The organism is bacterium, assembly GCA_020444065.1.
Lineage (GTDB): Bacteria > Sumerlaeota > Sumerlaeia > SLMS01 > JAHLLQ01 > JAHLLQ01.
This window is the reverse complement of record JAHLLQ010000010.1, coordinates 58,011-80,017: the sequence shown is the minus strand read 5'-3', so window position 1 is coordinate 80,017 and position 22,007 is coordinate 58,011. Positions and strand designations below refer to the sequence as shown.

Genomic DNA, 22,007 nt, shown 5'->3' with positions numbered 1-22,007 from the left:
ATGGGGAAGAAGTGGAACCTGGGCAAGCAGTTCGAAGAGTCCAAACACAAGCCGGAGCCCAAGGCCGCCGCCCAACCCCGGCCCGAGGCACGGCTGCGCCCACCCGCCGCTGAGCCCGAGGGCTTCGGCGAAGACACCCCAAAGCCAGTTCGCCCCCTCAGCGACCGCCAGAAAGTCGACGATCGACCGCAATCGGCGCCCCTGCCGCCTCCCGAGGCCGTCGACGGCTCCAGCCTGCCCCCCATCGGCCGCGCCTACTCCGGACGAAAGGACGAACCGCCCGGCGCCGGCGACTTCGACAATCTGTCCCGCCGGATGCGCCGCATCAGCAGCCGCGAGCGCACCCTGCTCGGCATCACATTTATCTGCCTGCTCATCGCCGGCGCCTTCTGGGCGTACCGCCTCCTGGGATCCGGCTCCGCATCGCGCGAAGCCGACGTCCGCCGCGTCCTCCAGAACATCGGGAACGCCGCCGCCCTCTTCGAGATGGATCGTGAACGCCTCCCCGACTCGATGGACGAACTCGCGCGCACCGACTACCTCGGCGGCGATCCCTCTGAAACGGGGCGCAGAATTCGCTTTTTCTATGCACCGCTGACCGAGATCGAATTCGCCCTCTGGGAGGCCGGCCCCAATGGCAAAACCGCCCTCGACCAGGGCAAGATCCACCAGGCGCTCATGAACGACCTGCTGAAACTCAACGACACAACCGATGACGACGACTCCCTCGTCGTCTTCCGCGTCGAAAGCGGCACCGGCACCACTCAGCCGCTCTTCACGCACTTCCCGGCCACTCGCTAGGGACAGATTCCCGAAAAGGAGATCGACATGGAAATCCTGATGATCACAGGCGACGGAGCCGAAGCCCTCGAAGTCATGTACCCCCTCCAGCGCTGCCAGGAAGCCGGCCTCACTGTCACCGTCGCCGCGCCGACCCGCAAATTCATCGGAACTGTCGTGCACGACTTCGAGCCCGGCTTTGATACCTACACCGAAAAGCGCGGCTATCGCGTCGAAGCCTCCGCGGCCTTTCCCGATCTCGACCCCGAGCCCTTCGCCGGCCTCATCCTCCCCGGCGGACGCGCTCCCGAATGGATCCGCAACGACGCCGAATGCCTCCGTCTCGTCCGCCACTTCTTCATCAACGACCTGCCCGTCGCGGCCATTTGTCACGCCGCGCTGATCCTCGCTGCGGCGGACCTGCTGGGCGGACGCACTGTCACCGCCTACCCTGCGCTGAAGCGCGACGTCGAAATGGCCGGCGGCACGTTCATCGATAGCGAAGTCGTCGTCGACGGCAAGCTCGTCACCTCGCGCGCCTGGCCCGACCATCCCGCCTTCATGCGCGAGTTCCTCAAGCTGCTCGGAAAGTAAGACCCATCGCCTCGGGAGGGAGACCCCGATGGACCCCGAGAAATTCCGCAAACTCCTCGTCCCTATCCTCATTGTGGTCCTGCTGCTGCTGGGCGGCGGCGGCATCTTCCTCATCCTCTCCGCCCCCAGCGAAGAAGACAGAGTCGGCTACGCCCTCGACGACCTCGTCAGCGCCGTCGAAGCCCGCGACCCCGAACTCTTCGCCAGCCGAATCCACGAAGACTACCACGGCTGGGGCCACAGCCACGACCTCGTCGTCGACGCCTTCCGCGGAGCCATTAATCGCTACGAAACCGCCGACATCGACCTGCGCGACGTTCAGATCACCGTCGACGACGACACCGCGAACGCCACCTTCGAATGGACCGCCGGCGCAAAATTCGAAACGCAAACCTACCGCATCGACACAACCCTCCGCAAACCGCCCTACACCGAAGCCACCCTAGAATTCCGCAAAGACAAAGACGACCGCTGGCAACTCAGCGACATGCAAACCAACATCCCACACCCCGAACCCTGACAAGCAATTCGTACACTCCGTGCCATCCGTGGTCCAACTCAACTCCCGCGTCCTATTCGTCGCATCCGTCCCATTTGTCCCATCGACGATTCATCGCAATTGGCATATCCACTGATCCGCTGCGTCAGTGACCGAGGCAGCCGACCGCCGCGCAACGACGAGCCTGGTGCAATGAGAACGTCCTGCCACCGCCGGCATTTCCCTTGATCCCCCGCCCCCCACCCGCAATGCATTCCCCCAGCGTGGTCGAGTGGCGGAACTGGCAGACGCGCTGGATTTAGGTTCCAGTACCCTCGGGTGTGGGGGTTCAAATCCCCCCTCGACCACCACCCTTTCTTCACCGAACGAAAAGATCCCCCTCTCCCTAAACCATCCGTGCACTCCGTGCCATCCGTGGTCCAACTCAACTCCCTGGCCCTGTTCTTCACATCCGGAACATCTCCTCTCCCTTGATTGTCAGAAGCGTACCGGTCTTAACCTGTTCGTTCCTGCAATGCAGGGACGATGCTTTGCGCCGAGGCCCCCTCGCAGACCTATGGAGAGAATCTCGATATGAAAGCATCCGCGACTACCCGCAAGTGCACTCTGATTCTCGGCATCCTCACCGCCCTGCTCATATCACTCGGACCCGCGGGCGCAGAGCCTGAGATAACCAGCCTTGAATTCAATCATCAGGACAATTGCACAACAGCCTCTCTCGAATTTGACCTCTCACTTCCGGAAGGCGGCTATCTGATCACTCCCGGCAAGGCTAATGAAATCGATCCTATCTGGCGCTGCGTCGACTATGCGCGAGTCGAGGCAATGACCTACATTTTTGACCCCGATGACTTTGAATGCGACAGAACGTGGGATTTCCTGTCCTATTCCTTACGGCGGCTCGAACCTCAAGAAAGAGTCCATTGCAGGATTGTCTTCCCGCTGGTCATTGTTGACTCACGTCTCAGCCGGTACGCTAGCTACCCAGCATTCGGCATCTGGGACGTAGAACAGCTTCTTGTTGGTATGTCGTATTTCCCTCTCGGATCAGAGGAAGATTGGAGGGTAGATTTCGTAAAGAGAGAACCAGAGGATGGAACTTGGCGAAGCACCTCGCCAATTCCCTATGGAGCAATTGAGATGCAGCAGCGGTTCAACTTCCTAATCAAGCTCTCTGCACCCCAGGTAAGGTTCAAGGCGGATGTGCAATTAGGCGGAGAGGATGAAACTGAACGGTTTGTGAGGAATGCGAAACTGTCCGACAACCTATTGATAACGCATTAGGCAACTGGGCAAGAGTCCGATCCCAAGCGAAGAGATCCCCTCTCCCCAAACCATCCGTGCGCTCCGTGCCATCCGTGGTTCGCCAGCGTCTCAATCAAACTCCGGCTTGAAATCCGGGTCCACCCACACGGAAATCACGTTCTCCGGTTTCAACTCGATGGAGTCCAAATCGAACGGCTGAAGACCCTGAAGGAACTCCGAAAAGGACCCGGCCAGCCGCTTGTCATCCTCGACTTCGTGATCCCAGAAGTAGACAGCGAAGTCAGTCTTCCGAATATAGATGAAGTTGCCCGAGTAACAACTCGCGACCGCCCACGCATCCTTCGGAAACCCCTCGACCCTTGCAGTGCGCTCGACAATCTTGGCGACCGGGATGAATCGATCAACACTGACAACCGGGTCGCCGTCGAAGGCATTATCCTCCGGCCTCGCCCCATCGTATTTCAGAAGGAAATCGCGATAGTCCTCCGGAAAGACAACGCCCAAACGCTTCTCAACAGCATCAACAACCGATGGGTCTGCCGGAACATATCTCTTCAACTTGATCTTCATCGCTCACATCCTTGCTGACGGAATTCACCAAACCATCCGTGCACTCCGTGCCATCCGTGGTTTCCCAGCCAACCCACCACCCGTCATTCCGCGTCCGCGCCCCACGGTTTGTCGAACGCGGGACCGAGGCCTTCCTCGATGCGTTGGACGCGGCACACGTGCCCCACCAGAGTCCCGCTGCTCGGCCGCAGGAACAAACTGTCGTACCCGTCTTCGCAAACAGGCGGCGGCACCGCCACGCGGCGCTTGATGTAGCCCTTCCCTTCGCGGCGAGAAATGTGCACTTCGTCGAGACTCTTCCCGTCGCGCCGGAAGGCCAAGTCGTAGGAGGATGCGTTATCCAGCGTCAGCTCCAGCGCTGGTGTGTGAATCGTTTCATCAAACTCGATACGCGCTCCCGGCCGATCGAACCGGCGATCCTTCTCCTCCCAGTCCTTGAACTCGCCCGTCTTCTCCAGCGTCAGATCCGCCGCCTTGAAAACGCGCACCTCTTCCGGCGCATCTACGTAAGCCTCGATCAGATGATCGTACTTGCCCGTATTGAAACGCCAGATTTCACGCAACCGCTCGCCGTCGAACAGCGGCGCGTTCAACACAACCAGAAGGTGATTGTAGAACTCCGCCAGGTTCTTGTCCTGAATCACATTCTTCCCGGTTCGGATACTGTCGTAGTACCCCCACGGCATTTCGCGAATCATGTGACCGGGGCGCCAATCGGCCTCATACTCCGCGGGCAGACGCGCAAGCAGCGGATCGCACAAGGCATAGCGATCGACGATATGAACCTCGGGGCCGGCATACAGCCCCAGGATCCCAACACTTGGATGATAGAGAATGGCCGGTCCTTCATCCCGCTTCACAAGCCCTAACTCCCTCCGCAACGTCGCGGGCATCTCGCGCGATCGCTGCGCCGTCACCAGCCCCTGCGTCGGCAGATAAACGCCTTGCTCGTCCGCGATGCCGTTTTCGAACTCATGCTTCCAATCTGCGTTTTCCGAATTCAACATCGGAGGCGGCACCGGCGCGCACAGCCCCAACCCCAGCACCGCGGCCGCCGGAATCCAAGACTTCCAGTGATCGCGAATCAGGTACGTGATCATCACAACCGCCACCAGGAACGGCGCGGCAAAGAACCGGCCAGACATGAAACCGCCGCCGATCCGCACCACGTACAACAAGTACAGCAGAATCCCGATCGCCATCGCAATATTCTGTCGCGTCCGCACCGTCGCGGCTGCCACCAGCGCCGCGATCGTCACGCACAACGTCACCGGATCGACCTCGATCGAATTCACGAAATAGAAAAGCGACTGAAACGCCACCCACGACTTCGGAAAACCCGATCCGATCTTCGCGTACGCCGTGTTCGGAAAAGGAAACCCATAGTAGACAATCGAAAAAATCTCCCACGCCAGAAACGGCAACCCCGCCAGCAACGCAATCCCCACCCAACGCCACGAACGCCCCGGCCAGAACATCGCCAGAATGATCGGACCGACGATCACTGCCAGATCCATCCGGTTCAACACAATCAAACAACCCACCAGGCACGCCACGGCGAACTGCCGCGTCGAAACCGACTTCTTTAGATGGAAATGAAGAAGCACAACCAACAGCAAGTGCGATAGCGGATTCTCCAGACCGCTCGTGGAATAATCCACGAACGCCTTCGACATCACGACCGCCATCAAAGCAAACACAAGCGCCGACACCGAACGTGCCGCGTCGCGAAACAGAATCGTCACCCCCCCCAACGAACAAACCAGGCACGTCGCCAGCAGCGTATAGAAATACTCGCTCGTCACCCATACCGCGCACAGATTCACGAACATCCACAACGGATGCGTGTACGACTGCACGCGCTCGCCGACATTCCAACGCAGCCCCCAGCCGTGCAGGAAATTGTCGATCGTCCGGCACGTGATAAACGCATCGTCGCTCAGCCAGGCATTGCGGATAATTACCTGCGCCGCGATCACCAACGCAACCGCCACCAGCAGAAACGTCCGGCTCCTGCCCGACAGCTTCAAGCCCTCGTCGGCAAGCACACCGCCCCCATCGACCGACGGCGCGGCCGCCTCCACGGGCGATTCGGAACTGGTGTCTTGATTCGTCAAACCACAACTCCCTCGGGCCAACCCAGGCTCCGCGAGCGAATCTCAAACCAATCGAACCACCCATTGGGACGCCACAACCGCCCCCAGGATCAACGGAAACGTGCGATCCAGCCGAATGGAGCGAGGCCTAGAACCTGTAGTCAGGCACTTCGAAATCATCATCGGTGATGTCGGGAGGCTCCATGCCGAACTGCGTGTAGTACTCTCTAATCCTCTCTCTTGCCACTTCTCGATCGACGGCCATCATGTCGCCAATCGACTGCTCGAATGTGGTCACGTACGGGACTGTGCAGACACTGACATGATCGAGCGGGGGATGCTCGTGCAAATGGTCGAGGAACTCAATTGCGGACGTCGTCCTATCGCTCTCATGGCGCGTTCGCCATTTCACCGCAGTGAGACGCTCCAAGTTTCTCTTGGCGTGTCCAATCCGCGCGTATGGGGAGGGGGGTGCTCCACAGTTCGGACAGGGCGGAAGACAATGCAGGCGATATGCCGGACGATTCGATTCCGCGGCTAATACCATACCTAGCAGAAGATCGCGCTGGACTTGACGCTTTGTCGCCTGCATCGACTCTATTTGCAGATTTCGCTCTGGATGCATCTGATCGTATTCCATTACACGGATACGCAGATCCTCCCACAGCCAATCATCTACTTGCCAGCACCCAACGGGGGCATAGTGCTGATCAAGCAGGAGGAACCCCTCGTATGCATCGGGGCCGAGCTCACCTGGATAAGTGACCGAACAACTGCGACAAAGCACTAGATACCTCTGAGTCGTAATTCCGAGAACCATCATCTTTGCTCACAGAGAGTTCTTGAGGGATTCAGCCTTGATTGACGTTCATTGGTTCGCCGCGCCGTCACTCCCGCCGAATAGCAAAGAACAGCAAAGCGTGCGCGGCAAACAAAGCGGTGATCATTCCTTCCTCCCATGATGGGGTGCAGCCATGCACTCCCTTCAACTACCAAATGAACCCGTATCTCGCCCGCCATTCTTCCCACTGATTGTGATGCACGTCTCCCAGGCCGTGAATCTCACAGATTCCTCCGGCTGCCGCATCTCAACCACACGGTCGTCGGCGAACGCACAATCCCACCCACTGTTGGTATACGCCGCCTTCACGTTCTCGAGAACATCGCCCGCCGAATCGCCATTCAGTTCGATTCGGTGGCGGCCTGAATCAAGATTGAGAACAACTATCGCCTCGCCTTCGAGCTCAGCCAGCGGCGCCAGCAAGTTGTCCCCTCGAAGTTCATCGTCCTCTATGTGCACATCCTCCAGGCTATACACCCAATCCACCAACACATCCAGAGGGTCCAGGAGGCTGCTCAGCCCGCCCTTCTTATGCACGCGTCTTGCCACGAACAACATGGCGACCATGCACATTGCAATAGCAGCGGCCAACAATGCGATGACCAGAATCTTCTTCTTCATACAAACCCCAAGTCCCAGCCAATCGCCCGACATATCGAGACCTCTACTCTTCCCGCTCGAGTTTCTTCATAACCATGGGAGCCGATCTTCTGACCCTGGTGAACAGAATCAGTGAATCCGGATCGGCAGATTGCAGCGTCAGTTTACCCGACCGATCGACGCAGTACATATCGAGGATTGGCCAGCCGACATGCCTCGGGGGTGGCTGGTGCAGCATGATTGCCGTGTAGTTCGCGGATCCCACCTCTGCAAAGCTAAACTCCCATGTCGCTGGAAACTCATCGGGCATATCCTCCAACTTCCCAGCCCAAACGACAGCACCGACCGGAGCATACGCGATAAAATCAATGTCGCAGCCTGTTCTTTCCTTCTCGCCGGAGAGTTTCCAGACACCCACGATGTCCTTCTCTGTGACCTTCTTCTTCCATGGAGGAAGAAGAGGACTCACATGGCATGCCACACAAAGCGCTGCCAGACAACCTATGAGCATGATGATCTTCGGGAATTTCCCCACCACGGCGCTCCCTTCTCACAAATCCAAAAGCCAACCCAGATATCACACCAGAAACTCGCCGCGGGCAACCGGGAACGAAAAAACCGGCGATTCTCATCGCCGGTCGCTGCTCGCCTACTCCGTCATCTCCACCTGCCGAGCCTGCTCGGCCCGTTCGGCCTCCGGCTCCACGATCACAACCTTCCATTCCACATACACCGCGATCAGGCAGATGAAGAACGCCACCACATACGCCAGCGCGCGCAACTGATTCTTCGTCAACGCCCCGTACTCCTCATCCGAATCCCGCCCAATCTTCAGCGCCACCATCGCCAACCCCGCCAGCATCGCCGTCGTCGCAATCATCAGCAGAACAATCCAAATCACGCGCAGAGCCTCCTCAAGGCACCAGTTGTCTGCGTGGCACTCAAAATCCGGGCCACCCGCGCTCCCTTGTCCGCCGAAGCTCGCAGAGCGAAGGCGGATGGGACCGCCGGCTTCCGGCCGGCATCACACCCGCCGCCCCAGCTTCACCTCGTACTCGTACTCGCACTCGCACTCGCACTCACACTCGATCTCTCCCCAAAGCCGAGTACGGGAACGCCAGCACCTCGAGGTGACTTGGCCATCCCTGGCCAAGCCCCCGCGCAGCCCGCCACCCCACCAACACTTCACTCCCCCCGCAAAGGGGCAACGCCCCGCCCTATACCAGCCCAGGGCGCAAGCCCTGGGTTCCCGCGCCCCGTTGCCGAGCGCTATCGGCGCGACCCACCGATCCCCTTCTCCCCCACGTCCCGGATGGGGCGCCCGCAACCACCGCGCACCCACCACCACCCCTGGCGCTTGAGCAAGGATGCTCAAGCCACCTCAAGAGCACTCCAACACCGGGGACCGCCGGCTTCACGTCGTACACGTACTCGTACTCGCTCTCGTACTCGAACACCCGCAAAGCCGAGTACGAGATCGAGTGCCGCTCCGCTGAGTACGAGTTCGCCCCCCCCATTTTCCCCTTGCATTCCCCCCCACCTTCCATTTCGCTATTTGGCGAAACAACGAAAGGCAAGCCATGCGACAAGTCCTCGCCATCACGAAAGCACTCGCCGACCGCAATCGCCTCCGCATCGTCCATGCCCTGGCCGAGCGCGGCGAACTCTGCGTCTGCCAGCTTTACGAGCTCCTCCAGCTCGCCCCGTCCACCACTTCCAAGCACCTCTCCCAGCTTGCCGCCGCCGGTCTGGTCGACGTCCGCAAGGACGGCCGCTGGGCGTACTATCGCATCGCCGCCACCGACGCCGCCGCCCGCGGCGCGCTCGAATGGGCCCTGGCCGCCATGGCCGACCAGCCCGAAATCGACCAGGACAGCCAGGCGCTGGCCCAAATCCTCGCCCTCTCACCGGAGGAATTATGCGCACGACAAGCTCAAGGCCAAAGGTGCTGTTCCTGTGCACCGGAAACTCCTGCCGAAGCCAAATGGCCGAAGGCTGGGCGCGCCATCTGATCGGCGACACCGTCGAGCCCTTCAGCGCCGGCATCGTCGCCCACGGCCAGAACCCCAGCGCGATCCGCGTCATGGCCGAGGCGGGCATCGACATCACCGGCCAGGAATCGAAGACGCTCCAGTCCCTCCTTGATCGCGGCGTCGAGTTCGACGTCGTCGTCACCGTTTGCGGACACGCCGACGAAAACTGCCCCCGATTCCCGGGACGCACCCGCGTCGTGCACCGCGGCTTCGACGATCCGCCGAAACTCGCCGCCGCCGCTGAAACCGAAGACGCCGCGCTCGAATGCTATCGCACCGTGCGCGATCAAATACGGACATTCATCGAAACACTCCCGAGCGAACTGCTTGAATTGAAAGGAACGCCAACATGACCAACCACGATGACCTGGCTCGCCAGGAAGAAATCCGAAACACCGTTCGCGCCGGCTACGCGAAAGTCGCCACCGCAGACTCCGACAGTTGCTGCGGCCCCACCTGCTGCGGCGGCCAGGTCGACACGGCCGAGCAGCTCGCCGCCACGGTCGGCTACAGCCAGGAAGAACTCGCGAACCTGCCCGAAGGCGCCAACATGGGTCTGTCCTGTGGCAATCCCGTCGCGCTCGCCAGCCTGAGCGAAGGCGAAGTCGTCGTCGACCTCGGCTCTGGTGGCGGATTCGACATCTTCATTGCCGGTCGCAAAGTCGGCGCAGCCGGCCGCGCCATCGGCATCGACATGACGCCCGAGATGCTCTCCAAGGCCCGCGCGAACGTCGCCAAGTATCGCGAACGCTCCGGCCTGAATAATGTCGAATTCCGTCTCGGCGAAATCGAAGCCCTTCCCCTTCCCGACAACACGGCCGACGTCGTCATCAGCAATTGCGTGATCAACCTCTCGCCCGACAAACACAGCGTGTATCGCGAAATCGCGCGTGTCCTCCGTCCCGGCGGTCGCATCGCTGTTAGCGACATCGTGCTGAAGAAGCCGCTCCCCGAGGCCATCCGAAACGACGCGCAGGCACTCGTCGGTTGCGTCGCGGGCGCGCTCCTAGTCGACGAACTCAAAGCCGTCATTTCCGAAGCCGGACTCGTCGATTTACAACTCGAAGAGAAGCCCGGCTACATCCAGGCAATGGAAGAAACCAAAGACCACATCGCATCGCGCGTGAACTCCCTCATTGCCGAAGGCGAAACCCTCGCCGACTATATCGCGAGCATGAACATCAGCGCCGTGAAACCCAAGCCTTGCTGCTGTGGCGGAGATTGCTGAAAATGAGTCCTATCGAAGACGGTTCCTCGTGCGCCGCCGGGTGTTCGCCGACGAACGCCCGGGGGCGGCTTGCCTTCCTCGATCGATTCCTCACGTTGTGGATCTTCATTGCGATGGCCGCGGGCGTCGCGCTTGGGCACTTCGTCCCACGGATCGAGAAACTTCTCGATTCCGTCAGCGTCGGAACAACGAACATCCCGATCGCAATCGGCCTGATCCTGATGATGTACCCGCCGCTGGCGAAGGTGCGTTACGAAGAACTCGGTGAAGTCTTTCGCGATTGGAAAATACTCGGGCTTTCTCTTCTGCAGAATTGGGTCATCGGGCCGATCCTGATGTTCGCCCTCGCCGTCATCTTCCTGCGCGGCTATCCGGAGTACATGGTCGGACTGATCATGATCGGACTGGCCCGTTGCATCGCGATGGTCATCGTCTGGAACGACCTCGCGAAAGGAAACACCGAATACTGCGCCGGGCTGGTTGCATTCAACAGCGTCTTCCAGGTCCTCTTCTACAGCCTCTACGCGTGGTTCTTCATCACGTGGCTTCTGCCGCAGTTCGGCCTCGAAGGCGCGGTCGTTGAAATTACAATCGCCCAGATCGCGACCAGCGTACTGATCTACCTCGGCATTCCATTCTTCGCCGGCATCGCCGCACGATTCCTGATGCTCAAGGCAAAAGGCCGCGATTGGTACGAACACAAATTCATCCCCCTTATCAGCCCGCTCACGCTCATCGCGCTTCTCTTCACGATCGTTGTTATGTTCAGCCTGAAGGGAAACCAGATCGTGGAATTGCCAATCGACGTCTTGCGAATTGCCATTCCGCTTTTGATCTACTTCGTCGTCATGTTTCTGGTCAGCTTTTTCCTCGGCTGGAAGATGGGCGCCGATTACTCGCGCAGCGCGACGCTCTCCTTCACCGCCGCCAGCAACAACTTTGAATTGGCGATTGCCGTGGCCATCGCCGTCTTTGGAATTGGGTCAGGAGCCGCCTTCGCCGCCGTCATCGGCCCGCTTGTCGAGGTCCCCGTTCTGATCATGCTCGTCAGCGTATCCTTCTGGCTGCGCCGCCGCTGGTTCACAAACGAATTTGAGGCCGCTGCATAAAAGAGTCCGGCATCTCTGGGGGAGGTTCCCGTTTTCCCCAATCGATGCCGGACGCTGGAGATCCGGCTCGGGGTTCCCCAAAGGGCCGTCCTCCCCGAGCCGGATTCTTTCGATTTACAGTCGGCTGAACTTCACAATCAGCGTCCCGTAGTAATGCAACTCCGGAATCGCAAACCGCAGATTCCCATTTTCAAACTCCCAATCAAGCGCCACCGGATACACCATCCAGTCGTTATCCGGCGTCCCCCAATAGACCGCCTCGGGAGCCTCTCCCGCCGGCATCGCGTAAGTGATTTCATAAATCTCGATCACGCCCGGATCGCTATTCTGCACCGCCCACAGCCAATTGTCCTTATTGTGCAGGATGTTCCACACGTACGAATTGCTGTCCTCCGGCCGAGTCTTATAGATCATGCAATCCGGAATTGCCAGGTCGTTCCCCGGCCGCGCGACGTTCTTCCCATGCGTGTATCGATACAGTGCCGCGTCGTGTTTATTGTAATTCCGAATGATGCTGTAATTCTCTTCGCTCTGCGGCTGGTTGTCCGGATAGTAGAGAGAATTCAGCCCGCCGATCTGACCGGTCGACTCCCGCGGCTCGCCGGCAACCATGAAACTTCCACCTCCCGCCAGGTGCGAGCCCATCAGATAGCGCAAGTTCTCCGCGGGCCACGCCGTAACATTCATTTCGGTATCTGCGGGATAGGACTTCGAAACAAACCGTTGCCGGCTTTCCTTACTGTTGTAGTACACCATTTCGACAACCTGGTGGTAGTTCGGTTTGTGCCATTTCCAGTTTTCGACAAACAGAAAATCCACCTTGTCAAACATCTGCAGGATATTCTGCTCCGCCAGGTTATTCATCGTCGTCATGCCGTACGACTTAACCGAATGAACCAGGTCCCGCACGTCCGCCGCGAACTGCGGCAGCATCGTATTCATCGGCGTCCCATTATACGCACTCCCCGCCGAATAGTAATCTCCGGTGTATCCATACGTATCGATTTCAAACCCATCGAAAGCAACATAGTCGCCTTCGTTGTCCTGCAGCGTCCTCGTCAACTCCTCCCACAAATACGTCCGCCACGGAGTATCCGGCGCAAACGCCGTCAGGTAGTACCAAAGACCGTCCAACTCGAAATCGATCCCAACCTCGCCGCCGTAGAACGCCAGCCAGTTCCCCGCCGAGTTCGTTAGATGGGAATTTGAAATCGAATTCACCAGATCCGGCGCACCGGCGTAGGCCGCGATGTACGCGATGTTGAGAATGTTCTTCTCCCTCGCCTCCGACATCTTATTGAGTACGTCCTGCAGATAGATCGTCCCCCCGAACGGTTCCGCGTTATAGATCAACTCGGTCGGCGCATAGACTCCGTGCGCCGGGAAGTAGTCGTAGTACTCGATCGCGTTAATATACAAATCGACGAGAATATCCGTCTTCTTTACATAGTCTCCGCCGACGCTGCCGAAGTTCGTGTAGAACCCATACCGCACATCGTTCCACATGTCGTTCACGACCGAGTACACCCGATCCGCGCGATCGTACTCGTTGTCGCCGTTCACAATCGTCGCGATGCAGTGATACCCGCCTTCCAGCAGACAGGGCTCGATGTCGAATGTCACCAGCGCCGCCGCCGTCTTCTGATACTGCCGCTGCAGCGCACCCTCCACCGAGTACAACTCCAGCCGAACCTCGTCGCCGGGATTGATTCGAGCCGCGCTGTTCAACTCCACCTGCATGCGCCCCGTTTCCGATTGCGACACCTTCGTCTGCCACGGAATCAGGCGCGCGATCGCCAACCCCGTCGGGTGCGTTCCCGCGCAGGGAATGCAAACAGGATGCAATGGCCGATCGTATTCACCGCGCACCGCATCCTTCGACGGCGACCCCACCATCATCCAGCCCACCGACCCCATCGTCCGCATCCACAGAATGCCGAGGTGGAAATCCACGGCCATCGCCGCCACATCGTCCGGAACCTCGAACGTCTGGCCGATCCCGATCCACCCGTTATCGCCGCACTGGTCGCAGTCCGCTGCAAACATGAACGTCGCGCCTGTTCCGGCCTGCACCTCGGCCACGCCGCCCCAGATTCCATCCCCTGCCGCCTCGTCGCCGTGCAGCCCATCGTCGGACAGCGCAAACCGCTCGAACCCGCTCCAGGTATCGTCGAACGCCCCCGATTCGTCCCACGAACCCGCCGCAAACATCTGGGGATACGGCGCCTTCGAATCCGAATTGTCGTAGCGCAAATACACCGTCGCTGTCCGCGCCATGGCCACCGGTGCAAGCGCCACAAGCGCCAGTCCCACGATTGCCGATCGAAGCCGTCTCAAAGTTGTCTGCGCCACCGCAATTCTCCCATCATCCGCACCACTGTCCGATTGTCTGCGTAAGCGCTTTGATTGCAATTGTCAACCGCATTCACGCTCTATTGAGCATCTCTATTCAAGCGCTTGCGCGTCTATCCCGCACGGCATCCACGCGCGTCCCTCTTGACGGCACCCGCGCCCTCAGGGCTACATCCTGCCAGCTTGAATGGAATCTGCGGGGATCATGCAAATCGGAAACAAACACATCCTGATGGTTGGCGACCGCCTGCTCATCAAACCCGACACCGGCACCGAACGCACCAAGGTCGGTCTCTACCTGCCCCAGAGCGTCATCGACAAAGAGCCCGTCCAGTCCGGCCGCATCGTTGAAACTGGTCCCGGCATCGCCATGCCCAACTTCTCCAGCGAATCCTCAGAGCCCTGGCAGGAACGCCGCGACTCACCCGTTCGCTACATCCCCGTCCAGGCTGAAGTCGGCGACTACGCCCTCTTCCTCCGCAAAGAAGCCGTCGAAGTCCGCTACCAGGATGAAGACTTCCTCGTCGTCTCCCAGTCCGCCATCCTCCTCCTCATCCGAGACGAAGACTCCCCCGGCGGCGGCGTTGTCTAGGACTCAAGAGGACAAACGGGACCAAAAGATAGCGCGACGACAGGCCCTCTCCCTACTCGCCACTAGCCACTCGCCACTCGCCACTTCTTTCTCTCCCTCGAGGTGACTTGGACATCCTTGTCCAAGAGCGTTCCCACAAACCTCGTCCTGCGCCCAACACACCAACTGGCCACCGCAAGTCCGCCGAAGCCTTGGCGAAGGCGGATCGCCACTAATCACTCGCCACTCACCACTAGCCACTAATCACTAGCCACTCTCTCTTCACTTCCCTTCGTCAGCACACTGAACTCCCAATTCCCATTCCCCTGGCTGATCTTCAGCAGCAGCACATTCGCGCCTTCCTTCAGCGTCACCGGCACCAGTTCCCACTCGTGACCCGCGCCGCGATGGACGTCGTGATAGTGAATCCGCTCGCCGTTCAGCCACGCCTCGATCCCATCGTCGCTGCGGAACCCGAGCACACCCGTCGACGCCTCATCCATCTCGATCGTCGTGTACGCATAGGCGATCTTGTCCTCGACCTTCGGCATCGCCACGTGCAGTTCCACCATGCCGCGATCGTTCGCAACGATCGGCTTCCACTCGATCGAGTACTCCTCGTGCGTCGCCGTCGGATCTGTCAGGAACGGCTTCTCCTCCGGAGGATAAACCTGATCCTCCAGCGCCTTGTCCTCGTCGTACGGCAGCGGCGCCAGGTAATGCCACTCGCGAATCAGACTCTCGCGGCTGCCGAGCGTCAGTGCTCCGGCGATTTCCTTGCCCTCGAATTCACATTTCAGCATCCGCGAATCCACTGTCTTCTTGAATAGCGGCGGCTGCATCGCATCCAGCGACGGCGGATTGAACTCCGTCACCGCGCCGATCGGCCGAACCGTGCGGCGCTTCTCCTGCACGACATCGTCGGTGCCGGCGATGTGCGTCTCGTAGGAGACCACGAACTTCTCCGCATCAATCAAGGCGTCGTCGTTCTTCACGAGTCGCTCGATCACTTCCGGCTTCGGATACGCCGTCGGATTCTCCACAATGCCGACGCCCGCCAGCGCCATCAACCCGCGCACAAGCTGCGGGTCTTTCGTTTCCAACAGCGCCGTCTTCAAATCGCCGGGCTTGCCCAGCACACCTTCCACGCGCCGATCCAATGCCCGCTTCGCATAAACGGCCGGATCCAGCAAGTCCGCCTCGACCGAAACCACGACACGCTCCCGAATCGGATGCTCCGGCACAGAAACCACCACGGTACCGGAAGTCGCATTGTAATCCGCCTTCACCGCCGTATCGCCCACCATCACTTTGGTCGGCTTCTGCAGACCGGGCAACTCGATGCGATACGAACGCTTCTCCGGCTGATCCTTGAAACTCCCTGCCGCCGGCGCGATCGTCACGGTTGTCGACTTGCCGGTCCGTGCGTACGAAAGCTCCGTCAGCGCATACTCGCCCTTCTCGTAGCCCTGCGATACGCCGTCGTCCTCGTACAGAATAAACGTGCCCTTCTCACCCGGCCACGCGCGCACGACCAACTCGTCTAACGGAGTCGTCGCCATCCGCGGGGTGTACGGCTGCATCGGAATCGGCACGCCCCCGCGCGCATACAGCGGAAACTCGTCGATATCCGCGCACACCAGGCGCTGCGAATTCCCGTCGAATTTCTCGTTCGTGAAAACGTTGTACCACGTGCCTTTCGGGAACCACACCAACTGGCTTGCGACCTTGCCCGGCCCCGAACCGTACGATGCAATCGGCGCCGCCAGCAACGCATCGCCCAGCAGGAACTCCTGAGGGCTGCGGTATGCGATCTCCAGGTCCGGATACTCGATGTACATGGGCCGCGTCAGCGGCAACGACTCCTTATAGCACTCCCAGACGCTGCTATAGATGTACGGCATCAGCTCCGAACGCAGATGGAACGCGCGCCGCATCGATTCCGTCGATTGCGGTTCCCACTTCCAAGGACGCCGATCCAAGTACTCAATAATTCCCGAATGCAACCGCATCGCCGCGGACGTCGCCGCAAACTGCACCCAGCGCGTGTACGGCTCCTCGTTACGCTCGCCGAAGTGCCCGCCGATGTCGTGCGACCAGAAGAAACACCCCACGTTCCCCGCCGTCGACGTAAACGGAACCTCGAACCCCAGCATCAGGAATCCCGTGTCCGCATCGCCGCTGAAGTGAATTGGATGCCGATGATCGCCCCACGTGCCCCAACGGCTGAACTGCAAACCGCGCTCGCCGTCCTTCTTCGACTGCTGGAAGTAAATCAGATTCAGCCACGTCAAATTCAGCAGATCCGGCATTCCGCGCGTGTACTCGTCCTGCTGCCAATCCAACCACCAGAAATCTACGCCGATCTTCTCGTGCGGATCGTGCGTGTGTTTGAACAGCGTCCGCATGTACTTCTCATTCGAGGCATCGAACGGGATCGGCTCATCGGTCTCCGGGTCCGCCCCCATGTCGCGCATGAAGTCCTCGTACATATCCTCATGCGGCTTCACGCCATCGTGCGGATGAACATTCAACGTCACCGCCAGCCCCTCGTCGTGGAACCAATTCAGCAGACCTGCCGGATCCGGAATCAGCTCACGGTTCCACGACCAGCCCGTCCACCCGTCCTTGTGCCACTCCATATCCATCACCATGATATCGAGCGGGAAATCATGCTTATCGTACTCACGGACGATCTGCTTGTAATCGTCGCTGCTGTATTCCCACCAGCGCGAATACCAGCTCCCCAGCACATACTTGCGCGGCATCGGCACACGGCCCCCGATCGCCGTAAAGGCCTCGAACGCCCCCTTGTAGTCTTCGCCGTATCCGAAGAAATACCAGTCCGTGCCCGCGTCTTTCGGGCGCGACTCCACCCACGTCTTCGTGAAGAGCTGCGTCCTCGAATCGTCGATCAGGTACCATCCATCGCGCGACAACAGGCCTTCGCCCAGATCAACCGGCCCCTTCACCTGGTCGAGCGTATGAATCGTCCCACCCAGGTTCAGCCGCTGCTTATCGCCCGGCTTCCACACAACAACATCGTCGCCGCGCTTCATCTCGATGCGCAGGTTCTCCGCCGTGAACCCCTCCCCTGCCGGGCGATAGAAGATCCGCATCTTCCCAAGCGCCAGCACCACCTCGCCATCCGGACTCACGGATTCCTTCTGCATGTTCTTGTAGATGGCATTGCGATTCACCGCGAACAGCGAAGGCGCATCGATGAACCCACCATCCGGCGCGTACTCCATCCGAACGCACTCCGGAGTGATCGCCGTGAATCGTGCATTCCCGATCACGATCTTCCCCGGCTCGATCCAGTTCGGTTTCGGAACGTCTTGTGCCCAACCCGTACCAGCTGCCATCGCCAGAACTCCCAGAATCAGTGTGGTGATTGCGCGGAACTTCATAGGTACCTGCCTCATTGCAAGGACTGCCGGCACAGGATGCCGATACCCGGTACCCTGCCGCCCCGGACCCACGGCGCAAAGCGTTTTCGCCCGAACCTATGGCATCGGCACGCGAAAATCTGTCATCATTGCACCCAAAGGTGCGCTGTCGTGTAAGACTGTAAAAGAAAGATAAGCGTGGCGGGTGCCTAGTCGTTCAGCACCCGCCACTCTCCCACCTGGGCGCCTGTGCAGGTCGGATCGAGCGATGTCACCGCGGTCAGTTCCCCCGGACCGGCGGTGAAGCACCCCACACTGGACCCACTTTGGAAGACCTCAACCTGTTGGGTTGTCCCAGTCGGATTCCACGCCAAGTACGTCGTTGTGGCCGTCGTATCGTTGTGGAACACCGCGCCCATCGGCAGACTCATGTGATAGTCGAACTGATACGCACCCAATGTGCGCATAGAGTGCGTGTAGTAGTACGAACGCCCACCGGTGAACACATCCGTCGCCACCGGATCGTTCGCGGCATACAAGCTATCCAACTCCGCCGCGGCTTGGTCCGCATCGAACATCAGCAGGTAACCAAGCACCAGGTTCCCCAAGCTCGAACCCATGCCGGCAATCGTCGCCGACTCACCAAAGTCCACACGCTCCGCCATCATGTCCGTGTAGTGCTGCGCTGCGTATGTCGGATCTTCCACCAGGTACGCCAGGAACGTCGGCGAGCTCGGAATCCACTGGATGCCGTGAATCCAAGCAGGATCGCCGCTGAAGTACGTCGCGAACGCGTTTCCGCCATCGAAGAGAATCCCCACCACCGACTTGTCGTAAGCCGCCGGCCAGTTCGTCCCGTACATGTCGAGCCAATACTCCTGCACAGCGCGGCTCTCGATCGCGAATCCCATCGCCCCGGCAGCCGCCATATCCGCATCGCCCATCGCTTCGCCAAGCAGGAAAACACCCACCCACGAGTTGATCGCTTCGGAACTCGACTCCTGATTGTTCCCCGTCGGCCCGGACAATCCGCCCGCGTATGAATGCCCCGCCCAGATATCGTACGTACGCAGGAACGGGAAACGCGTATCCGCTCGATCCCAATTCGCATACTCCTTCGCCACAAGGGACGCCATCTCGCCGTAGTCCGTCAGGAACGATGGATCCAACAGCCCGAGAATCGCCGCCGAATGCGTCAGGTATCCATAGTGGAAATGATGATCCGTGAAGGCCGAAGAACCGAAGCTCTCGTTGAACCCGACCAGCGCTTTCCAATTCGGGTAATACGCGTAGTAGTGCTCGGTTTCGCCAGGAGTGTAAGTCAGCCAATCCTCCAGCGCACCTCGCAGAGTGGCCTCCAACGTCGACTCGGCCGCGTGCCCTGTCGAGTGCGCCATCGACAGATAACGCGCAAACCGCAGCATGTCCTTCCCCCCAAAATACGTCTCCGCACCGTAGTTTGTCACGCCCGCATAGTCGCTGATATAGTTGTTCATTCGCGACGCAAGGTAGTCGTTCGCCAGGCCACTGATTTGTGGCTGCGGAATGTGTGGCAGAATGCCATTGAACGGGTAAACGATCTCGAACTGCCGACCCGTCGCGCACTGCATTCGTCCGCGCGGCGTATCGTACTCCAGCCCGTTGAAGGCGAAGTCCCGCGTCGTCACGCGATAGTGATGCGGAATCCAGCCCTGGATCAGGTCCGTCCCAGAACCCTTCAGCGGCGACGTCATTAACTCCCAATTCGTCGTCACCGTTCCCTGCGTCGGATCGTACGTCCACGAGTAGACGCTATCGACCGGCTTCGCAAATGCCGTTGCATAGAAGGCCGCGAGGTCCGCTGCCACGGGCAACGCCGCCAGCACCGCCCACGTTTCTGCACCGGCGAATGTCAGCGTTATCTCCGTCCCGCTATAATCGATCATCGTATTGTCCGGCAGGAACAAGCCCCACGGCTTACCATTGAAATCGATCCCGACGTAATCCGTCGTCGTGGGCATCGAAACCGTCGAGCCACCGAGGTCGAAGAACGTCGTCGCGTTGTCCACCACGAGAATCGGATCGACGTCTTCAAACTCCAGCCATGTGTATGGCAGCCCGTGACCGAACGTCACATCGATGTACTTCGTCTCCGTCTGCGCTACACGCGCCGTCACCGTCCAGTCGCCCCAATCCGCCGCTCGCGCATCCGCCGCCGTGAAAGTCGTCCCCGTCGATGTCGGCGCATTCAGATCGTCGCTCTGGAAAATCGTATCGGCCAGGATGTGCCCCCAACCGCCACTGACAAAATCGATGATCTCGATATGAGCCGTCTGACCCGCCAGCGCAGACACGTCCCAATAATCCCACGTCAGGTTCTCTGAATCCGCACCGGTACTCGAACGCACTACCGAACCGCCAACGACCAATTGCACGGCCGCCAAGTCCGGATGATTCCCGCCGCCGATCTGGAAGTGAATGTAATCGCTCTGAATCGTGAAATCCGGCGAAATCAACGCGCCCATAGACACATCGCCGCCGTTGAAGCTGTTCACGAAACCGTTCCCTGTCCAACCGCTGACCGCCGATTGCCCCGCCAACGCTCCTGTTGCCGGGCCGCTTCCAAAAGCCGTTCCGGTCGTCGTCCAATCTATGGGATACGTTGCATCCTCGAAGTCTGCGATGAGTACAAACGAGGGATCCGGATCCGGGACCACCTCGCCATGGATCTGGATCGGGCTGTCGACGTTCATCCACGCGCCGCCGCCGTCCCATGTGCGCGGCGAATAGACATTCACCCCGCCCGCGTCGGCAGACACGACGAGGGGATACGCCCACATCTGGCCGGCGTACTGGGAACCAATCAGATCGGTCCACCAATCGTTCGTCGGAATCGGATCCCCCAGCCGATCGGGCGTCACGTAGATCTCGCGCTCGTACAGCATCTCCATCGGCCCGCTTCCTTCATGGCTCGGCACCGTGCTCGCATACGAACCCGCCGGACCCACAGACACAACGACGGGGTCTGGCGGTGACACGAAGATCGTCACCGGCCCCGCCAGAATCGAAGACCCCGCAGCATCGCTCAGAAAATACAGATCATACCACCCAAGCCCCAATCCGCCGGCATTCGCCAACGGCAACGTCCCCGACACCTCGCCCGTTGAAGGCGATGTCCCGCCCCCAACGTAGTAACGGAAGTTCGGCGTCGCCGAAGCCGCACTGCCGTGCGGAACCGCCACCACGTTATTGTCCGCACCGCCCGGCCCGTACGCGAAATGCACATTCAATGTTTCGTTGGTGAGAAAGCTGGACGCGTCCACTGTCAGCGTCGGATCCGGTGCGCCCGAATCGACAACCTGGAAACCCATCAAGCCACTGTCCTGTCCGAGGTTGTAGTTCGCCTGCTGAATCGTCAGCGTCGCTCCCACAACATTTTCGAACAGCACAAAGTTCCCCGTCTGCGGCGAATCGCTCGTGCGTTCCGTCACTTCCACAAACCCGGGAAACGAAGCGCCCACCGTCTGATAGAAGAACTGCGTCCCGCTCCCATTGATGCGAACAACACCGTCCGCACCCGCCGAGTTATTCCCGAAGTACGCGTACACATCATAAGAAGAATAAGGAATACCCGTCACGGTCACATCGTAATCGTAGGCATCCGTCTGCACTGCCAAATACCCGTCGAGCAGCTTCCCATTCTCCGATGGATCGCCGTGGCCACTGAACCACGATGCTTGAGCCTGCCAATCCACAGCGGCGCCGGTCGTCGCGCCAGCGCTATCCAGCAACCCCGACTGCGTCCCGGTCGTGCCGCCCACGTTGTTCCAATTCGCCGCCGGGATTACCCCCGCTGTTCCCGAAACCGTCGCTCCTCCGTTTCCTGTGAAATTCACATTGATGGATTCTGCCTGGGCCGAGGCTGCGAGCGCCAACGCCAGGAAAGCGGATGAAACAAGTCGAAATAGCGTCATGGGAATCTCTCACAAAATGTTGCCCCGAGAGTTATCGTTACCATTTGTGCGCGTCAACTGTTATCGGTCCAATTTGAATCGGTCTTTCCACAGAGTGCTATCGTTACCTTCTTGGCCCGACAAGAA

Annotated in this window: 18 protein-coding genes and 1 tRNA gene; 10 read left to right on the top strand and 9 right to left on the bottom strand. The window is 59.6% G+C overall.

What is annotated here, in order from left to right; translation table 11 throughout:
• The 5 genes from KQI84_18450 to KQI84_18430 all read left to right on the top strand — a co-directional run bounded on the left by KQI84_18450 (nt 1) and on the right by KQI84_18430 (nt 3,157).
• The gene (locus tag KQI84_18450) at nt 1-801 is read left to right on the top strand and encodes a hypothetical protein (GenBank protein ID MCB2156863.1); all 801 of its coding nucleotides are present in this window, start codon (nt 1-3) and stop codon (nt 799-801) included.
• 27 nt (nt 802-828) lie between these two features.
• A complete protein-coding gene (locus tag KQI84_18445) occupies nt 829-1,374 on the top strand; it encodes a DJ-1/PfpI family protein (protein ID MCB2156862.1) in 546 nt (181 codons plus the stop codon).
• 28 nt (nt 1,375-1,402) lie between these two features.
• On the top strand, nt 1,403-1,894 hold the full coding sequence (locus KQI84_18440) for a nuclear transport factor 2 family protein (protein ID MCB2156861.1): 492 nt from the start codon (nt 1,403-1,405) through the stop codon (nt 1,892-1,894).
• A 244-nt stretch (nt 1,895-2,138) separates the two neighbouring features.
• A tRNA-Leu gene (locus KQI84_18435) sits at nt 2,139-2,223 on the top strand.
• Between the two features lie 223 nt (nt 2,224-2,446).
• Nucleotides 2,447-3,157, top strand: a complete 711-nt coding sequence (locus KQI84_18430; GenBank protein ID MCB2156860.1) for a hypothetical protein — start codon at nt 2,447-2,449, stop codon at nt 3,155-3,157.
• 90 nt (nt 3,158-3,247) lie between these two features.
• Here the strand turns inward: KQI84_18430 and KQI84_18425 are convergent, their stop codons facing one another.
• From KQI84_18425 to KQI84_18400, 6 genes are all read right to left on the bottom strand, one after another.
• Entirely contained in the window at nt 3,248-3,709 is a 462-nt protein-coding gene (locus tag KQI84_18425) for an SMI1/KNR4 family protein (protein MCB2156859.1), read from the bottom strand.
• Between the two features lie 83 nt (nt 3,710-3,792).
• On the bottom strand, nt 3,793-5,826 hold the full coding sequence (locus tag KQI84_18420) for a hypothetical protein (protein ID MCB2156858.1): 2,034 nt from the start codon (nt 5,824-5,826) through the stop codon (nt 3,793-3,795).
• 127 nt (nt 5,827-5,953) lie between these two features.
• Entirely contained in the window at nt 5,954-6,217 is a 264-nt protein-coding gene (locus KQI84_18415) for a hypothetical protein (GenBank protein ID MCB2156857.1), read from the bottom strand.
• A gap of 573 nt (nt 6,218-6,790) precedes the next feature.
• Nucleotides 6,791-7,267: a hypothetical protein gene (locus KQI84_18410; GenBank protein MCB2156856.1), complete on the bottom strand. Its 477-nt coding sequence runs from the start codon at nt 7,265-7,267 to the stop codon at nt 6,791-6,793.
• A gap of 43 nt (nt 7,268-7,310) precedes the next feature.
• A complete protein-coding gene (locus KQI84_18405) occupies nt 7,311-7,757 on the bottom strand; it encodes a hypothetical protein (GenBank protein MCB2156855.1) in 447 nt (148 codons plus the stop codon).
• Nucleotides 7,758-7,895: 138 nt separating this feature from the next.
• Complete coding sequence (locus KQI84_18400; protein MCB2156854.1) at nt 7,896-8,147, bottom strand: hypothetical protein; 252 nt, start codon at nt 8,145-8,147, stop codon at nt 7,896-7,898.
• A gap of 679 nt (nt 8,148-8,826) precedes the next feature.
• Between KQI84_18400 and KQI84_18395 the strand changes: the two genes are divergently transcribed.
• The 4 genes from KQI84_18395 to arsB are packed head-to-tail and all read left to right on the top strand — an operon-like array spanning nt 8,827 to nt 11,616.
• Nucleotides 8,827-9,258 (top strand): metalloregulator ArsR/SmtB family transcription factor, encoded by a 432-nt coding sequence (locus tag KQI84_18395; GenBank protein ID MCB2156853.1) that lies wholly within the window; start codon nt 8,827-8,829, stop codon nt 9,256-9,258.
• A complete protein-coding gene (locus tag KQI84_18390) occupies nt 9,165-9,632 on the top strand; it encodes an arsenate reductase ArsC (protein MCB2156852.1) in 468 nt (155 codons plus the stop codon). The genes KQI84_18395 and KQI84_18390 overlap by 94 nt, the downstream gene beginning before the upstream one ends.
• Nucleotides 9,629-10,507, top strand: coding sequence for an arsenite methyltransferase (locus KQI84_18385; protein MCB2156851.1), 879 nt, complete (start codon nt 9,629-9,631; stop codon nt 10,505-10,507). Before KQI84_18390 ends, KQI84_18385 begins: the two co-directional genes overlap by 4 nt.
• Nucleotides 10,508-10,509: 2 nt before the next feature.
• Entirely contained in the window at nt 10,510-11,616 is a 1,107-nt protein-coding gene (arsB, locus tag KQI84_18380; GenBank protein ID MCB2156850.1) for an ACR3 family arsenite efflux transporter, read from the top strand.
• 114 nt (nt 11,617-11,730) lie between these two features.
• Here the strand turns inward: arsB and KQI84_18375 are convergent, their stop codons facing one another.
• The gene (locus tag KQI84_18375) at nt 11,731-13,968 is read right to left on the bottom strand and encodes a hypothetical protein (protein ID MCB2156849.1); all 2,238 of its coding nucleotides are present in this window, start codon (nt 13,966-13,968) and stop codon (nt 11,731-11,733) included.
• A 205-nt stretch (nt 13,969-14,173) separates the two neighbouring features.
• Between KQI84_18375 and KQI84_18370 the strand changes: the two genes are divergently transcribed.
• Nucleotides 14,174-14,560: a co-chaperone GroES family protein gene (locus KQI84_18370; GenBank protein ID MCB2156848.1), complete on the top strand. Its 387-nt coding sequence runs from the start codon at nt 14,174-14,176 to the stop codon at nt 14,558-14,560.
• 239 nt (nt 14,561-14,799) lie between these two features.
• On the opposite strand, the gene KQI84_18365 is transcribed toward KQI84_18370, so the two are convergent.
• Both KQI84_18365 and KQI84_18360 read right to left on the bottom strand, forming a co-directional pair.
• Nucleotides 14,800-17,904 carry a DUF5110 domain-containing protein gene (locus KQI84_18365; protein ID MCB2156847.1) on the bottom strand — a complete coding sequence of 1,035 codons (3,105 nt, stop codon included), beginning with the start codon at nt 17,902-17,904 and terminating at the stop codon, nt 14,800-14,802.
• Between the two features lie 233 nt (nt 17,905-18,137).
• The gene (locus KQI84_18360) at nt 18,138-21,881 is read right to left on the bottom strand and encodes a hypothetical protein (GenBank protein MCB2156846.1); all 3,744 of its coding nucleotides are present in this window, start codon (nt 21,879-21,881) and stop codon (nt 18,138-18,140) included.
• Nucleotides 21,882-22,007 lie beyond the last annotated feature (126 nt).

What these genes read in the sequence shown, in the direction of transcription:
- KQI84_18450 (MCB2156863.1), top strand. Translation starts at nt 1, where the DNA reads ATGGGGAAGAAGTGGAACCTGGGCAAGCAGTTCGAAGAGTCCAAACAC.
- KQI84_18445 (MCB2156862.1), top strand. Translation starts at nt 829, where the DNA reads ATGGAAATCCTGATGATCACAGGCGACGGAGCCGAAGCCCTCGAAGTC.
- KQI84_18440 (MCB2156861.1), top strand. Translation starts at nt 1,403, where the DNA reads ATGGACCCCGAGAAATTCCGCAAACTCCTCGTCCCTATCCTCATTGTG.
- KQI84_18430 (MCB2156860.1), top strand. Translation starts at nt 2,447, where the DNA reads ATGAAAGCATCCGCGACTACCCGCAAGTGCACTCTGATTCTCGGCATC.
- KQI84_18425 (MCB2156859.1), bottom strand. Translation starts at nt 3,709, where the DNA reads ATGAAGATCAAGTTGAAGAGATATGTTCCGGCAGACCCATCGGTTGTT.
- KQI84_18410 (MCB2156856.1), bottom strand. Translation starts at nt 7,267, where the DNA reads ATGAAGAAGAAGATTCTGGTCATCGCATTGTTGGCCGCTGCTATTGCA.
- KQI84_18405 (MCB2156855.1), bottom strand. Translation starts at nt 7,757, where the DNA reads ATGCTCATAGGTTGTCTGGCAGCGCTTTGTGTGGCATGCCATGTGAGT.
- KQI84_18395 (MCB2156853.1), top strand. Translation starts at nt 8,827, where the DNA reads ATGCGACAAGTCCTCGCCATCACGAAAGCACTCGCCGACCGCAATCGC.
- KQI84_18390 (MCB2156852.1), top strand. Translation starts at nt 9,165, where the DNA reads ATGCGCACGACAAGCTCAAGGCCAAAGGTGCTGTTCCTGTGCACCGGA.
- KQI84_18385 (MCB2156851.1), top strand. Translation starts at nt 9,629, where the DNA reads ATGACCAACCACGATGACCTGGCTCGCCAGGAAGAAATCCGAAACACC.
- arsB (MCB2156850.1), top strand. Translation starts at nt 10,510, where the DNA reads ATGAGTCCTATCGAAGACGGTTCCTCGTGCGCCGCCGGGTGTTCGCCG.
- KQI84_18370 (MCB2156848.1), top strand. Translation starts at nt 14,174, where the DNA reads ATGCAAATCGGAAACAAACACATCCTGATGGTTGGCGACCGCCTGCTC.
- KQI84_18365 (MCB2156847.1), bottom strand. Translation starts at nt 17,904, where the DNA reads ATGGCAGCTGGTACGGGTTGGGCACAAGACGTTCCGAAACCGAACTGG.
- KQI84_18360 (MCB2156846.1), bottom strand. Translation starts at nt 21,881, where the DNA reads ATGACGCTATTTCGACTTGTTTCATCCGCTTTCCTGGCGTTGGCGCTC.